A 14,760-nucleotide genomic window follows, 5' to 3' on the forward strand; every position below is an offset into this window, starting at 1 on the left:
ATCAACCCACTCGTTCCATTCGATCTGTTCGTCCCATTCGATCCAGGAGACTTCGATGGACAACTGGCGCGCGCGTGCCGCCTGCCGTCACGAAGACCCCGACCTCTTCTTCCCCGTCGGCACCACCGGTCCCGCCCAGGTGCAGAGCGAGCGGGCCAAGGCGGTGTGCGGGCACTGCCCCGTCCGGGAACAGTGCCTTCACTGGGCGCTGCGGACGGGCGAGAGCATCGGCATCTGGGGCGGGACGAGCGAGCCGGAGCGGCGTGCGCTCAGCCGCCGCGCCCGCGTCCGGCCGCGCTCCCTGTGACCCAGAAGGGTGTCGCGAACGCTCAGGGTTCGTCGCCGGGCGGCTCGGCCGCGGGCAGCCGCAGGGTGAAGACCGCGCCCGCGCCGGGCTCGCTCGCGGCGTCGGCCGTGCCGCCGTGGGCGGCGACCAGATGGCGCACGATCGGCAGGCCCAGACCGCTGCCGCCGGTGCGCCGGCTGCGTGACTTCTCGGCGCGCCAGAACCGGTCGAAGACGTGCGGCAGATCCTCCGGTGCGATGCCCGTCCCGGTGTCGGTGACGGTGAGGACGACGTCCGCGCCGTCCCGGCGGGCGCCCAGCGCGACCGTGCCGTCGGCCGGGGTGTGCCGCAGCGCGTTGGAGACCAGGTTCCCGAGCGCCTGCCGCATCCGCACCGGGTCGGCGTCCAGCCAGGCCGCGGCGTCGGCCTCGGTGCGCAGGGCGACCTGGGCGGCGCCGGCGGCGACCCGGTGGGCGGCGGCGACCTGGGCGAGGAGGTCCCCGGCGGGCAGCGGCTCGCGGTGCAGCCGCAGGGTGCCCGCGTCGACGGCGGCGAGGTCCTGCAGATCGTCGATGATCCGCTGCAGGACCAGCGCCTCCTCGTGCAGCGAGTCCAGCAGGGGCGGGTCGGGTTCGACGACGCCGTCGCGGACGACCTCCAGCCAGCCGCGGATGTTGGTGAGCGGGCTGCGCAGCTCGTGCGCGATGTCGCTGACCATCGCCCTGCGCTGGGCCTCGATGCGTTCGCGGCGTTCGGTCAGGTCGTTGAAGGCCTCGGCGAGGATGCCGGTCTCGTCCCGGGTGGTCACCGGCACCCGTACATGGAGTTCGGGGGGCGCCCCCGCGGCCTCGGTGAGCGCGCGCAACGGCCGTACCAGCCGGACGGCGACGACGGCGGTCACGGCCACGGTGACGGCGAGGACCAGTCCGGCCGCGCCGATCACCTTGGCCTTGTTCCCCGGGGACATGTCGAAGCGGGAGGGGCTCCGGTCGCCGATGCCGAGGAACAGCTCGGCCACCGGGGCGACGTAGGGCTCCAGTTGGGTGCGCCGGGCGGTCAGGATGCAGCGCTGGGCGGCCCGCGCCGTGGCCTGCTGGCCGGCCCGGGTGTACTTGGCGACGAGGTAGCCGCCGCCGAAGGGGTCCTTGCCGCTGGGGTCGAGGGTGAGGAACAGCTGCCCGCCCAGGTCCAGTCCGGCCTGTCCGAGGCAGGGCCGGGCGAGGTCGGTGAGGTCGGCGAGGGCCCTGCTCTCCGTCGGGGTGGGCGTGTTGAGCCGTCCGTCGTCGCAGACGGCCGCGCCGTAGCCGGCGGGGGCGGTGCCGTCCGGGAGCGTGACGACGGGCCGCCCGCTCGCCGTGCGCACGACACCGGCCTGGAGGCCGTAGCGTTCGTAGCACTGCTTGCGCCGGGCGGCCAGCGCGTCCAGCTGGGCGCGTTCCTTCGCGGGGAGCCGATAGGGTCCCGCCACGCGCGGGTCGATGCCGCTGAGCTGGGCGCCGGTCTCGCTGTAGGTGTCGGTGCGCAGCGGATCGACGGTGGCCGCGGGCGCGGGCGGCAGCGGGGTGCCCCGCGGCGCGGAGTCGGCGAGCAGCGTGCGGTCGGCGGTGGTGAGCGCGATCCGGCGTCCGGTCTCGGCGGCCAGCTCCCGCACCGTGCCCCGCACGCCCGCCCAGTCGGCGTGGGTGGCGGCGTATCCGCTGAGCCGGGCCAGGATGCTGTTGTCGGCCGCGAGGTCCTGGCCCTGCTCCTCCTTCAGGGCGCTGGTGGTGGTGGTCACCGCGAGCCAGGCGGTGGCGGCGACCGAGCAGACGGCGATCAGGGCGGAGACCGACAGCAGCCGGACGAGCAGTCGCTTGCGCAGTGGTATCCGGCGCTTCACGACCGCACGCCGCTCAGCTTGTAGCCGACACCGAAGACGGTCAGCAGGCGTGCCGGGCGGCGCGGATCGGGCTCGATCTTGCGGCGCAGGTTCATGATGTGCACGTCGACGGCCCGCTCGGTGGAGGCCCGGTCGAAGCCGCGGGTGCACTGCAGCAACTGCCGCCGGGTGAAGACCCGTTCCGGCTCGCCGGCCATGGCCAGCAGGATCTGGAACTCGGCGGGTGTGCAGTCCACCGGTACGCCCTCGCAGCGCACCTCGTGCCGTTCGGGGTCGACGCTGATCCCGGCGGCCCGTACGACGGGGTCGCCGTCCCGGCTGCCGAGGCCGCGCCCGCTGCGTCTGAGCACCGTGCGGATACGGGCCATCAGCTCGCGCGGGCTGTACGGCTTGGTCATGTAGTCGTCGGCGCCCAGTTCGAGGCCGAGCAGCAGATCGTCCTCGGCGGAGCGGGCGGTGAGCATGACCACCGGGATGTCGGGGTCTTCACCGCCGCGCAGCGCCCGGCACACGCCGAAGCCGTCGAGGACCGGCAGCATCAGGTCCAGGACGACGAGGTCGGGTCTGCGGCGCCGGGCGGCGTCCAGCGCGGCGGCGCCGTCGTGCACCACCGTGGCGGTGTGTCCCTCGGCCAGCAGGGAGCGCCGGATCAGCTCGGCCTGCTTCTCGTCGTCCTCGGCGACCAGTACATGTGCGCACACGAGTTCGGATCCTAAGCGGCTGGGCCCCACGGGCGATCGGCGTGTCCCTCGAAGCATGCTGCGACGGATCATGGTGTCGACCCTTGCCGACACGTGTGTGGAACCGGTCAGGATTCAGGCGCTGTCCGGCTTGCCCTTCGTGAACAGCCAGGTCTGGAACAGCCCGTCCAGCCGCTTCCCGGAGATCTGCTCGGCCAGCCGCTCGAACTGTGCCGTCGTTCCGTGGCCGCCGCGGTGCGCGGTGGCCCAGGCGCGCAGGATCCGGAAGAAGTCCCGGTCCCCGACGGCCCTGCGCAGCTCGTGCAGGGTCATCGCGCCGCGGGCGTAGACCGGGGTGTCGAAGATGTTCTTGCCGCTGCCCGGGTCGCCGGGAGGGAAGGCCCACAGGTGGTTGCCGGCCGGTCGGGCGTAGAGGGCGTCGAAGGTCTTCTGGGCGCTGTCGCCGCCGTGCTGTTCGGCGTACAGCCACTCGGCGTAGGTGGCGAAGCCCTCGTTGAGCCAGATGTCCTTCCAGGCGGTCAGCGAGACGGAGTCGCCGAACCACTGGTGGGCGCTCTCGTGGACGAGGGTGCTGATGTCGGGCGCGGAGTCGTAGACCGGCCGGGTCTGGGTCTCCAGGGCGTAGCCGACGTCCGGCGCGTGATCGACGATCGCTCCGGCGGAGCGGAACGGGTACGGCCCGAACAGCCTGCTCTCCCATTCCAGGACGGACGGCAGCTTCTTCAGCACCGGCGCTGCCGCGCGCGCCTCGCGCGCGTCGACGGCGTTGTACACACGGATGCCGTCGCGGGTGGTGTACTGCTGGACCTGGAACTTTCCGACGGTGGCGGTGGCGAGGTAGGCGGCCATCGGCTGGGTCTCGCGCCAGCGGAAGGTCGTGAGACCGTGAGCGGTGTGCTGTCCGAGCAGGACGCCGCCTGCCACGGCGGTGCGTCCCTGGGGGACGGTGATCGTGATGTCGTACGACGACTTGTCCTTGGGGTGGGCGTTCGCCGGGAACCAGGTCATCGCGCCCTGCGGCTCGTTCGCGACGAACGCGCCGTCGTCGGTGGGTATCCAGCCGTCGGCGGAGCCGTCGGGGTCGGTGACCGGCTTCGGGATGCCGTGGTACGTGACGGTGACGCGGAAGTCCTGCCCCGCGCGCAGGGTGCGGCGCGGGGTGACGACGAGTTCCTGGCCGGTGCGCCGGAAGGCGGCCCGGGTGCCCTCGACGGTGACGCCGCCGACCGTCAGGCCCTTGAGGTCGAGGTCGAAGCGGGTGAGGCGCTGGGTGGCGCGGGCGCTGAGGACGGCCGTGCCGTCCAGGTGCCGGGAGGAGGTGTCGTAGCGGAGCGTCAGACCGTAGTGCCGGACGTGGTAGCCGCCGTTGCCGCTCAGCGGGAAGTAGGGGTCACCCGCGCCTGCCGCGCCGGTCGTGCCCGCCGCCGTGGGTCCGGCGGCGCCGAGGAGTGCCGCCACCGCGACGGGGACGGTGGCGATGACCGCCTCGCGGCGCAGGACGGATATCCGGCTCCGGGCGGGCTGTCTGCGGGACGGCTTCACGGGCGCTCCTTGGGGGACGGCAGTGATCACTGGCCCACACACTAGGCGTGCGGGCCTGCCGGGCTCCCCCTCCATCAGGTCAAGTCTGGTCGCGTCGTCCCCGCCCGGGCCAGGGCCGCCGCAGTACGCTCACGGCACCGTCCGCCGTCCTGAGCTGGAGTGCCGACCGTGAGCGTGCGTGTGCGCCGGATCTACGAACCGCCCGAGCCCGACGACGGTCTGCGTGTGCTGGTCGACCGGCTGTGGCCGCGCGGCATCGCCAAGGAGGCGGCGCGGATCGACGAGTGGCCCAAGGGGCTCACGCCCTCCACCGAGCTGCGCACGTGGTACCACGGCGGCGGCGCGTACGAGGAGTTCCGCCGCCGGTACGAGGCGGAACTGGACGTCCCTGAGGCCGCCGAACTGCTCGACGGCCTCAGGAAGGCGGCCCGCGAGGGACCGGTGACCCTGCTCACGGCGTCGAAGACGCCCGGGGAGAGCCACGCCCGGGTGCTTCAGGACCTGCTGACGGGCTGAGGGTCAGCCGGTGTGCCGGGCCGCGTGCCGGCCCGCGGCCCGCCCCGAGAACAGGCAGCCGCCGAGGAAGGTGCCCTCCAGCGCGTTGTAGCCGTGCACACCGCCGCCGCCGAAGCCGGCCACCTCGCCCGCCGCGTACAGCCCGTCGATCGGCGTGCCGTCGGCGCCCAGGGCGCGGGAGTCGAGGTCGGTCTGGATGCCGCCGAGGGTCTTGCGGGTCAGCACATGCAGCCGGACGCCGATGAGCGGGCCTGCCGCCGGGTCGAGGATGCGGTGCGGGGCGGCGACCCGGCCGAGCCGGTCACCGATGTAGCGGCGGGCGTTGTGGATGCCCTGGATCTGGGAGTCCTTGCTGTAGGCGTTGGCGATCTGCAGGTCGCGGGCCTCGATCTGGCGGCGCACCTCGGCCGGGTCCAGGAGCGGCTTGTCGGTCAGCGCGTTCATCTTCCCGACCAGTTGCTCCAGGCTGCCCGCGGTGACGAAGTCCGCGCCCTTGTCGACGAAGGCCTGCACCGGTGCGGGTGCCCCCGTGCCGAGCACCCGGTCGCGCAGCACGGCCCGCCGGTCCTTGGCGGTGATGTCCGGGTTCTGCTCGGAGCCGGAGAGCGCGAACTCCTTCTCGATGATCTTCCGGGTGAGGATGAACCAGGAGTGGTCGTATCCGGCGATGTCCTCGGTGGTGCGCAGGTACTTGAGGGTGCCCAGGGTGTCGTAGCCCGGCAGGCAGGGATCGGGCAGCCGGCGGCCGAGGGCGTCCAGCCAGATGGACGACGGTCCGGGCAGGATGCGGATGCCGTGGCCGGGCCAGATCGGGTCCCAGTTCTGCAGGCCCTCGGTGTAGTGCCACATGCGGTCGCGGTTGACCAGGCGGACGCCCGCCTCGGCGCTGATGTCGAGCATCCGGCCGTCGACGTAGGCCGGGACGCCGGTGACCATCTCGGCCGGCGGGGTGCCGAGCCGGGCGGGCCAGTAGCGGCGGACGATGTCGTGGTCGGCGCCGATGCCGCCGGTGGTGACGACGACCGCCTGGGCGGTGAGCGCGAAATCGCCGACGCGGTCGCGGTTGGAGGCCGCACCGCGCGGCGAGCGGTCCTCGGCGAGCACCGTGCCGCGCACCCCGCGCGCCGCGCCGTCCTCGAGGACCAGTTCGTCGACCCGGTGGCGGTGGTAGAAGGTGAGCAGCCCGTCCCGGGCGGCCTGGCGGGCGTACTTCACGAACGGCTCGACCACGCCGGTGCCGGTGCCCCAGGCGATGTGGAAGCGGGGTACGGAGTTGCCGTGGCCGCCCGCCCGCAGGTCGCCGCGCTCGGCCCAGCCGACGGTCGGCAGCAGGTCGATGCCGTGGCCCCGCAGCCAGGACCGCTTCTCACCGGCCGCGAAGTCGACGTAGGCGCGGGCCCAGCGCACCGCCCAGGAGTCCTCGTCGTCGAGCCGGTCGAACCCCGCGCTGCCCTGCCAGTCGTTCCAGGCGAGGTCGAAGGAGTCCTTGATGCCGAGGCGGCGCTGCTCCGGGGAGCCGACGAGGAAGAGCCCGCCGAAGGACCAGAACGCCTGTCCGCCGAGGTTGGCGGCGTTCTCCTGGTCGATCAGGGCCACCCGGCGGCCCCGGCTGGTGAGTTCGTGCGCCGCGACCAGGCCGGCGAGGCCCGCTCCGACGACGATGACGTCCGCGTCCATCCTGACTGTGTCCTTCCCTACGGTCCTCAGGGGGTCATGCGAGTATGCGGCTGCCGTCCGTGAGCAGGGCGGTGAGCAGCCGGCCCAGCCAGGCCCGTGCGGCCTCGACGTCCCTGTCCAGCAGCAGCTGGACGGTGACGCCGTCGTACGCGGCGACCACGGCGTGCGCGGCGCCCTGCGCGTCGCCGAGCACGGCGGGCAGTTCGGTGTGGCCGCGGGCTCTGCGCAGCCGGTCGGCGATCGCCTCCCGGAGCCGGGCGCGGTGCTCGAGCAGGGCTCGGGCGACCTCCGGGTCGCGGGCGGCGTGGACCAGGAAGTCGCTCTTGACCAGCAGCCAGTCCACGTCGAGCAGCAGCACCTCGGTGACCCGGTCCACGGAGGCCGGTACGTCGAGTCCGGGCCCGTCCTGCGCGAGCGCCTCGGCCACCTGGGAGGCGATGAGGTCGGCGCGCTCCTGGTAGAGCGCGAAGAACAGCTCGTCCAGGGTGGCGAAGTTGGAGTAGAACGCGCCGCGGCTGAAACCGGCCGCTTCGCAGATCTCCTCGATGGACACGCGCCCGAAGCCCCTGGCCGCGAAGACCTCGAACGCGGCCTCCAGCAGCCTGGCCCGGGTGGCGGCCCGTCGCCTGGTCACGCGCTTGGGAGTGTCCTCCATCGCCGCACCTCCCCTTCGGATACATGAACGTATCCGATACAGCGATGTATCGAAAGCCGAAAGCTCCACAGAGATCAATGGAACACATTTTCGATTACGGAGTACTCTGGACCCATGTCCACGCATCTGCAGGGCTCCCTGTTCGACCAGACCGACGAGCTGCGGCTCGACTCCCTCGACGGGCTGCGCAGGAGCGAGCTGGGCGCCGGCGCCTGGATCGACGTGCTGCCCGGCTGGCTGAGCGGGGCCGACGCCCTGTTCGAGAGGCTGGCGGCGGACGTGCCCTGGCACGCGGAGCGCCGCACGATGTACGACAGCGTGGTGGCCGTACCGCGCCTGCTGGCCTTCTACGGGGCGCAGGACCCGCTCCCCCACCCGGTGCTGGGGCAGGCTCGCGAAGCCCTGTCCCGGCACTACGCGGCCGAACTGGGTGAGCCGTTCACCACCGCCGGGCTGTGCTTCTACCGTGACGGCCGGGACAGCGTGGCCTGGCACGGGGACCGGACCGGACGCGGCGCCCGCGAGGACACCATGGTCGCGATCCTCTCCGTCGGCGCACCCCGGGACCTGCTGCTGCGCCCGGCCGGCGGAGGCGGTACGACGCTGCGGCGGCCGCTCGGGCACGGCGACCTGATCGTGATGGGCGGCTCCTGCCAGCGCACCTGGGAGCACTGCGTACCGAAGAGCGCGCGGGCGGCGGGGCCGCGCATCAGCGTCCAGTTCCGGCCGCACGGCGTGCGCTGACGCCTCCCCGCCACCTCCCGGTGCACGCCGCGCGAAGATCTGGTTGGCTGTTCCCGACGGTCAGCCGCACAGCACTCGGGGAGATCATGCGGGCAGAGGTACACCAAGTCGCCGACAGCATCTATCTGGTGCACGGCCACCACGTCAACTGGGTGATCCTCAAGGACGGCGACGCCGTCACACTCGTGGACACCGGCTACCCGGGGGACCGGGAGGGAGTCCTTCACTCCCTGGCCTCGGTGGGCAGTTCACCGGAGGCGGTCGCCGCCGTACTGATCACCCACGCGCACAACGACCATCTGGGCTCGGCCGAGTATCTGCGCGCCGCCCACGGCACCCCCGTCCATCTGCATCCGGCCGAAGTGCCGCACGCGCGGCGGGAGTTCCTGCAGCAGGCCACCATCGGCGACGTGGTGCGCAACGCCTGGCGGCCCGGTGTCGTGTCGTGGGCGCGGCACGTCCTCCAGGTCGGCGGCACCGACCACAACCCCGTCACCGCGCCCGAGCCGTTCCCGAACGAGGGCCCGCTGGACCTGCCGGGCCGCCCGGTGCCGGTGCACACCCCCGGCCACACCGACGGTCACTGCGTCTACCACCTCCCCGAGGCGGGCGTCGTGATCTCCGGCGACGCGCTGGTCAGCGGGCACGCGACCTCCCGGGTCAAGGGCCCGCAGATCCTGCCCGACTTCTTCCACCACGAGCGCGCCCGGGTCGTGGACTCGCTGGAGCTGATCGGCGCGCTCGACGGCGACACCCTGCTGCCCGGGCACGGTCCGGTGCACCGGGGGCCGCTGCGCGCGGCGGCCGAGCAGGCCCGGGAACGGGCCTCCTAGAACACCGGGGCGGGGCCTTAGGGTTCGTGCCATGGCCTTGCAGATCAGCGCCACGAACCCGGAGCACCCCGCGCGCCTGCTCGCCCTGCCCTGGGACGTGCCCCTGGAGGAGTGGCCCGAGGAGTACCTCGTGCCGCTGCCGAGGGGCATCTCGCGGCACGTGGTGCGGTACGCGCACGCCGGTGACGAGGTGATCGCCGTCAAGGAGCTGGCCGAGCGGCCCGCGCTGCGCGAGTACGGGCTGCTGCGCGACCTCGACCGGCTCGGCATTCCCGCCGTCGACCCGCTCGCGGTGGTCACCGGCCGCACCGACCGGACCGGGGCCCCGCTGGAGCCGGTCCTGATCACCCGGCATCTGCGCGGCTCGATGCCGTACCGCTCCATGTTCGAGACGACCATGCGCCCGGCGACCATGCACCGGCTGATGGACGCCCTCGCCGTGCTGCTGGTCCGGCTGCACCTGGCCGGGTTCGCCTGGGGTGACTGCTCGCTGTCCAACACGCTCTTCCGGCGGGACGCGGGCGCCTACGCCGCGTATCTGGTCGACGCCGAGACCGGGGAACTGCACCCCCGCCTGAGCCCCGGGCAACGCGGATACGACCTGGATCTGGCCCGGGTGAACATCAGCGGCGAGCTGCTCGACCTGGAGGCGTCCGGTGCGCTGCACCCGTCGGTCGACCCGGTGGAGTTCGGGCACGAGATCTGCACCCGGTACCAGGGGCTGTGGCAGGAGCTGACCCGCACCTCGGTGTACCCGGCGGGCGAGTACCACTACATCGAGCGCCGGATCCGCCGTCTGAACGAGCTGGGCTTCGACGTGGCCGAGATGCAGATCGAGCACTCCGCGGGCGGCGACACGGTCACCTTCGTGCCGAAGGTGGTCGACGCCGGGCACCACCAGCGCCAGCTGCTGCGGCTAACCGGCCTGGACACCGAGGAGAACCAGGCGCGGCGGCTGCTGAACGACCTGGAGGGCTGGATGGCCACCCAGGACGACCACGCGCCCGGCGATCCCCTCGCCGCCCGCCCCGAGGTCCTCGCGCACCGCTGGGTGCGGGACGTCTTCCGGCCCACCGTGCGGGCCGTGCCCCCGGAGCTGCGCGGCTCCGTGGACCCGGCCGAGATCTACCACCAGCTCCTCGAACACCGCTGGTACCTGTCCGAACGCGCCCAGCACGACACGGGACTCGATTCCGCCGTCAAGGACTACATCGAGAACGTGCTGCCCGGGGCACGGGCCGCCCTGGAGCCCGCCGACCCCGAGTGAGCGGCGGCCGGACCGGGCGACCCACGCGGCTCACGCGTGCGGGACCACGGCGACCGGGCAGTCGGCGTGGTGCAGCACCCCGTGCGTGACCGAGCCGATGCGGGCGCCCACGGCACTGCGGTGCGCCCGGCGACCGACGACCGTCAGCTGGGCCCGGCCGGCCACCGACAGCAGCACCTGGCCCGCGCTGCCCATCTCGACGTGCTCGGCCACGGGCACGTCGGGAAACCGCTCCCGCCACGGCCGCAGCGCCTCGGCCAGCGCCTGCCGCTCGAACGGCTCCAGACCGCCCGCGTCGTCCAGCAGCTTGAGCGAGCCGGGGCTGTAGGCGAAGACCGGCGGCAGGGTCCACGCCCGTACGGCCCGTACGGTGGCGCCGCGGGCCGCCGCCGTCTCGAAGGCGAACCGCAGGGTAGAGGCGCAGTCCTCGGGGTCGCCGTGCTGGCCGACGACGACGTCCCGGCCGGCCGCCTCCGCCGCCGGCTCGTCACCGGCGCGCACCAGGACCACCGGCCGTGTCGCCTCGGCGATCACCTGCTGGCCGACCGAGCCCAGCAGGAACCCGAGGACGGGCCCGTGCCCGCGCGAGCCCAGGACCAGCATCTCGGCCTGCTCCGCCGCACCGGCCAGCGCGTGCACGGGCTCGCCCTCGACCACGTCGACGCTCACCGCCAGCCGCGGATGCCGCTCGCGGACGGCGCGCACGGCTTCCGCCACGCCCTGCGACACCCACCCGTGCTGGGTGTCCCGGTCGGCACCGGCGAGTGAATCGGCGTAGCGCCAGGCGTGCAGCACCCGCAGGGGCAGCCCGCGGCGTACGGCCTCCCGGCCGGCCCAGTCCAGCGCGGCCAGGCTCTCCTGCGTACCGTCCACCCCTGCCGTGATCGGGCGTGTCATCGCGCGGGCCTCCTCGTCGTCGCGGCTGTCCCCCGGTGCTGCTGCCCACTATCGGGCACCGGCGCGCACGGGGAGCACCGGGGGTGATCACCGGGTCCGGGCCATCCGGAGCGAAGCCGGGCGATCGAACATACGATGGCTGCGAACCGGTGCGGTGGTGGCATGCGCGCCACCGTCCCGTGGAACCGGACGCTCGGGGTGGGAGACGTATGGCACAGGCCGCCGAGGCAGCGCGGACCGTCATCCTGACCGTGGACGACGACCCGGGGGTCTCCCGTGCCGTCGCCCGCGATCTGCGGCGCCGCTACGGCGAGTCGTACCGGATCGTGCGCGCGGAGTCCGGACAGTCCGCGCTCGAGGCGCTGCGCGAGCTGAAGCTGCGCGGTGACCTCGTGGCGGTGATCCTGGCCGACTACCGGATGCCGCAGATGAACGGCATCGAGTTCCTGGAGCAGGCGCTGGACGTCTATCCGGGGGCGCGGCGGGTGCTGCTCACCGCGTACGCGGACACCAACGCCGCGATCGACGCGATCAACGTGGTGGACCTGGACCACTATCTGCTCAAGCCCTGGGACCCGCCCGAGGAGAAGCTCTACCCGGTCCTGGACGACCTGCTCCAGGCCTGGCGTGCCAGCGCCCACCGGCTCGTGGCCAGTACGAAGGTCGTCGGGCACCGCTGGTCCGCGCGGTCGTCGGACGTGCGTGAGTTCCTGGCCCGCAACCAGGTGCCGTACCGCTGGTACTCGGTGGAGGAGCCGGAGGGGCAGCGGCTGCTGGCGGCCGCCGGGCAGGACGGGCAGCGGCTGCCGCTGGTGATCACCCCGGACGGCACCACGCTGGTCGAGCCGGAGGCGCCGGAGCTTGCGGCGCGCGTGGGACTCGCGACGACCCCGACGGCCGACTTCTACGACCTCATCGTGATCGGCGGCGGTCCCGCCGGGCTCGGCGCGGCCGTGTACGGCGCTTCGGAGGGCCTTCGGACCGTGCTCGTCGAGCGGTCGGCGACCGGTGGGCAGGCCGGGCAGAGCTCCCGGATCGAGAACTACCTCGGCTTCCCCGACGGGGTCTCCGGCGCCCAGCTCACCGACCGGGCACGCCGGCAGGCGGCCAAGTTCGGCGCCGAGATCCTGACCGCCCGTCAGGTGACGGGCCTCGAGGTCAACGGCGCCGCCCGGGTCGTACGGTTCGCGGACGGCTCGGCGATCGCCGCGCACAGCGTGATCCTCGCGACCGGTGTGCAGTACCGGCAGCTGGAGGCCGCCGGCTGCAACGACCTGACCGGCTGCGGGGTGTTCTACGGCTCGGCGCTGACCGAGGCGGCCTCCTGCCAGGGGCAGGACATCTACATCGTCGGCGGCGCCAACTCGGCGGGCCAGGCCGCCATGTACCTGTCCCGGGGCGCCAAGTCGGTGACGCTGCTGGTGCGCGGCTCGGACCTGTCGGCCTCGATGTCGTACTACCTGATCCAGCAGATCAGCGAGGCGCCGAACATCTCGGTGCGCTCGCACACGGTGGTGGAGGCGGCGCACGGCTCGGACCACCTGGAGCAGCTGACGCTGCGGCACACGGTGACCGGGGAGAGCGAACAGGTCGACGCGCAGTGGATGTTCGTGTTCATCGGCGCCGCCCCGCTGACCGACTGGCTGGGCGACGCGGTGCTGCGCGACGAGCGCGGATTCATCCTCGCCGGGCCCGACCTGAGCGCCGACGGGCGGCCGCCGGCCGGCTGGGAGCTGGACCGGCCGCCGTACCATCTGGAGACCAGCGTTCCCGGCGTGTTCGTGGCGGGTGACGCGCGGGCCGAGTCCGCCAAGCGCGTGGCGTCCGCCGTCGGCGAGGGAGCCATGGCCGTGATGCTCGTCCATCGCTATCTGGAGCAGTCATGAACGGTCCGAAGGGTCTGGAGCAGTCATGAGCGGGCAGATCATGCCGTGCAGTCCCAGGGAGATCGCCTCACTGTTCCTCTTCGAGAAGCTGAGCCCCGAGCAGTTGGGGCGGCTCTGCTGCGAAGGGCGGGTGGAGCTGTTCCAGCCCGGCCCGGTGTACACCGAGGGCGACGCCGCCACCTGCTTCTTCGTGATGATCGAGGGCACGGTGGTGCTCTCCCGCCGGGTCGCCGGTGACGATGTGGAGGTCACCCGCACCTCGCAGAGCGGGGTGTACGCGGGCGCGATGCAGGCCTACATCGGCGACCGGGTGCGGCAGGTCTACAACAACTCGATGCGGGTGACGGAGCCGACACGGTTCTTCGTGCTGCCGGCGGACATCTTCGCGGACGTCATGACCGAGTGGTTCCCGATGGCCGTGCATCTGCTGGAGGGACTGTTCTTCGGGGCGAAGAACACTCAGGCGGCGATCGGGCAGCGGGAGCGGCTGCTGGCGCTCGGCTCGCTGTCGGCGGGGCTCACGCACGAGCTGAACAACCCGGCGGCGGCAGCGGTCCGGGCCACGGCGACGCTGCGGGAGCGGATCGCGAAGATGCGGCACAAGCTGGCCGTGATCGCCGAAGGCCCCTTCTCCCGGGACCAGCTGGCGAGCCTGATCGAGATCCAGGAGCGCACCGCCGAACGGGTCGCCAAGGCCCCGGTGCTCAGTCCGCTGGAGACCGCCGACCGGGAGGACCTCCTCACCGACTGGCTCGACGACCACGACATCGACCGCGCCTGGCAGTTGGCGCCCACCTTCGTGCAGGCCGGGCTCGACGTCGACTGGCTGGAGCAGGTCGCGGCGGCCGTGGACGAGGAGATCCTGGCCGGTGCGGTCGGCTGGCTCAACTACACCATCGAGACCGAGCTGTTGATGTCCGAGATCGAGGACTCCACCACCCGTATCTCGCATCTCGTCGACGCGGCCAAGCAGTACTCGCAGCTGGACCGGGCGCCGTACCGGGTGGTGGACGTCCACGAACTCCTCGACAGCACCCTGCTGATGCTGTCCGGGAAGATCGGCGCCGGTATCGAGGTCGTGAAGGATTACGACCGCACGCTCCCGCCGGTGCCGGCCTATCCGGCGGAGCTGAACCAGGTGTGGACCAACCTGATCGACAACGCGGTGTCCGCCGTCAACAGCGCGGGCGGCACGGGCACGTTGACCGTGCGGACCGCACTCGACCACGAGCGGTTGCTGGTGGAGTTCCGGGACTCCGGGCCCGGCGTGCCGCCCGAGATCAAGGACCGGATCTTCGACCCGTTCTTCACCACGAAACCGGTCGGCGAGGGCACCGGGCTCGGCCTGGACATCTCCTGGCGGATCGTCGTCAACAAGCACCACGGGACCCTGCGTGTGCAGTCCGTGCCCGGCGACACCCGCTTCCAGGTGCTGCTGCCCCTGACCGCCGACCCGTCCGAGTCGCCCGAGGAGCAAGCGGAGGAGACCGTATGAGCACCACCGGCGGAACCGATGCGATCGACCCGGACGTCGCGCCCAGCGGCACCGGCTGTGTGGAGTGCGAGGAGGCCGGCGGCTGGTGGTTCCATCTGCGCCGGTGCGCGCAGTGCGGGCACGTCGGCTGCTGCGACGACTCCCCCGCCAAGCACGCCACCGCCCACTACCACAGCACGGGGCACCCGGTGATCCGGAGCTTCGAGCCGGGCGAGGAGTGGTTCTGGAACTACGCCACGGACGAAATGTACGTCTCGGGACCCGAACTCGCCCCACCCGCCTGCCACCCCGTCGACCAGCCGGTACCGGGCCCGGCGGGCCGGGTCCCGGCCGACTGGGCCGAGACCCTGCGCTGAGCCGGGACGGCACGGGGCCGCACGCG

At 72.7% G+C, this 14,760-nt stretch carries 14 protein-coding genes; 8 read left to right on the top strand and 6 right to left on the bottom strand.

Going from position 1 to position 14,760, the window contains the following annotated elements:
• The first annotated feature begins 55 nt into the window (after positions 1 to 55).
• Entirely contained in the window at positions 56 to 307 is a 252-nt protein-coding gene (locus AQI95_RS12860; RefSeq protein ID WP_067121664.1) for a WhiB family transcriptional regulator, read from the top strand.
• 22 nt (positions 308 to 329) lie between these two features.
• Here AQI95_RS12860 and AQI95_RS12865 read toward each other — a convergent pair whose 3' ends face one another.
• The 3 genes from AQI95_RS12865 to AQI95_RS12875 form a co-directional block, all read right to left on the bottom strand.
• Positions 330 to 2,165 carry a sensor histidine kinase gene (locus AQI95_RS12865; protein ID WP_067121666.1) on the bottom strand — a complete coding sequence of 612 codons (1,836 nt, stop codon included), beginning with the start codon at positions 2,163 to 2,165 and terminating at the stop codon, positions 330 to 332.
• A complete protein-coding gene (locus AQI95_RS12870) occupies positions 2,162 to 2,866 on the bottom strand; it encodes a response regulator transcription factor (RefSeq protein WP_067121669.1) in 705 nt (234 codons plus the stop codon). The genes AQI95_RS12865 and AQI95_RS12870 overlap by 4 nt, the downstream gene beginning before the upstream one ends.
• 114 nt (positions 2,867 to 2,980) lie before the next feature.
• Positions 2,981 to 4,408, bottom strand: a complete 1,428-nt coding sequence (locus AQI95_RS12875) for a M1 family metallopeptidase (protein ID WP_067121672.1) — start codon at positions 4,406 to 4,408, stop codon at positions 2,981 to 2,983.
• A 168-nt stretch (positions 4,409 to 4,576) separates the two neighbouring features.
• Between AQI95_RS12875 and AQI95_RS12880 the strand changes: the two genes are divergently transcribed.
• On the top strand, positions 4,577 to 4,924 hold the full coding sequence (locus tag AQI95_RS12880; protein WP_208614162.1) for a DUF488 domain-containing protein: 348 nt from the start codon (positions 4,577 to 4,579) through the stop codon (positions 4,922 to 4,924).
• A gap of 3 nt (positions 4,925 to 4,927) precedes the next feature.
• Here the strand turns inward: AQI95_RS12880 and AQI95_RS12885 are convergent, their stop codons facing one another.
• Both AQI95_RS12885 and AQI95_RS12890 read right to left on the bottom strand, forming a co-directional pair.
• Complete coding sequence (locus AQI95_RS12885) at positions 4,928 to 6,601, bottom strand: FAD-binding dehydrogenase (RefSeq protein WP_067121673.1); 1,674 nt, start codon at positions 6,599 to 6,601, stop codon at positions 4,928 to 4,930.
• Positions 6,602 to 6,635: 34 nt separating this feature from the next.
• Complete coding sequence (locus tag AQI95_RS12890; RefSeq protein ID WP_067121676.1) at positions 6,636 to 7,256, bottom strand: TetR/AcrR family transcriptional regulator; 621 nt, start codon at positions 7,254 to 7,256, stop codon at positions 6,636 to 6,638.
• A 114-nt stretch (positions 7,257 to 7,370) separates the two neighbouring features.
• On the opposite strand from AQI95_RS12890, the gene AQI95_RS12895 reads away from it, so the two are divergent.
• The 3 genes from AQI95_RS12895 to AQI95_RS12905 all read left to right on the top strand — a co-directional run bounded on the left by AQI95_RS12895 (position 7,371) and on the right by AQI95_RS12905 (position 10,100).
• Complete coding sequence (locus AQI95_RS12895) at positions 7,371 to 8,000, top strand: alpha-ketoglutarate-dependent dioxygenase AlkB (RefSeq protein ID WP_067121679.1); 630 nt, start codon at positions 7,371 to 7,373, stop codon at positions 7,998 to 8,000.
• Positions 8,001 to 8,086: 86 nt separating this feature from the next.
• Complete coding sequence (locus AQI95_RS12900; RefSeq protein ID WP_067121682.1) at positions 8,087 to 8,833, top strand: MBL fold metallo-hydrolase; 747 nt, start codon at positions 8,087 to 8,089, stop codon at positions 8,831 to 8,833.
• A 31-nt stretch (positions 8,834 to 8,864) separates the two neighbouring features.
• Positions 8,865 to 10,100: a DUF4032 domain-containing protein gene (locus AQI95_RS12905; RefSeq protein WP_067121685.1), complete on the top strand. Its 1,236-nt coding sequence runs from the start codon at positions 8,865 to 8,867 to the stop codon at positions 10,098 to 10,100.
• 30 nt (positions 10,101 to 10,130) lie between these two features.
• Here AQI95_RS12905 and AQI95_RS12910 read toward each other — a convergent pair whose 3' ends face one another.
• Positions 10,131 to 10,997 carry a universal stress protein gene (locus AQI95_RS12910; protein ID WP_067121688.1) on the bottom strand — a complete coding sequence of 289 codons (867 nt, stop codon included), beginning with the start codon at positions 10,995 to 10,997 and terminating at the stop codon, positions 10,131 to 10,133.
• A gap of 209 nt (positions 10,998 to 11,206) precedes the next feature.
• Between AQI95_RS12910 and AQI95_RS12915 the strand changes: the two genes are divergently transcribed.
• From AQI95_RS12915 to AQI95_RS12925, 3 genes are read left to right on the top strand one after another with little or no spacing between them, the layout of a single operon-like run.
• A complete protein-coding gene (locus AQI95_RS12915) occupies positions 11,207 to 12,883 on the top strand; it encodes an NAD(P)/FAD-dependent oxidoreductase (protein WP_067121691.1) in 1,677 nt (558 codons plus the stop codon).
• Positions 12,884 to 12,908: 25 nt separating this feature from the next.
• Positions 12,909 to 14,378, top strand: a complete 1,470-nt coding sequence (locus AQI95_RS12920) for an ATP-binding protein (protein WP_067121693.1) — start codon at positions 12,909 to 12,911, stop codon at positions 14,376 to 14,378.
• A complete protein-coding gene (locus AQI95_RS12925; RefSeq protein WP_067121695.1) occupies positions 14,375 to 14,734 on the top strand; it encodes a UBP-type zinc finger domain-containing protein in 360 nt (119 codons plus the stop codon). Before AQI95_RS12920 ends, AQI95_RS12925 begins: the two co-directional genes overlap by 4 nt.
• The last annotated feature ends 26 nt before the right edge of the window (positions 14,735 to 14,760 follow it).

The organism is Streptomyces yokosukanensis, from assembly GCF_001514035.1.
Classification (GTDB): Bacteria; Actinomycetota; Actinomycetes; order Streptomycetales; family Streptomycetaceae; genus Streptomyces; species Streptomyces yokosukanensis.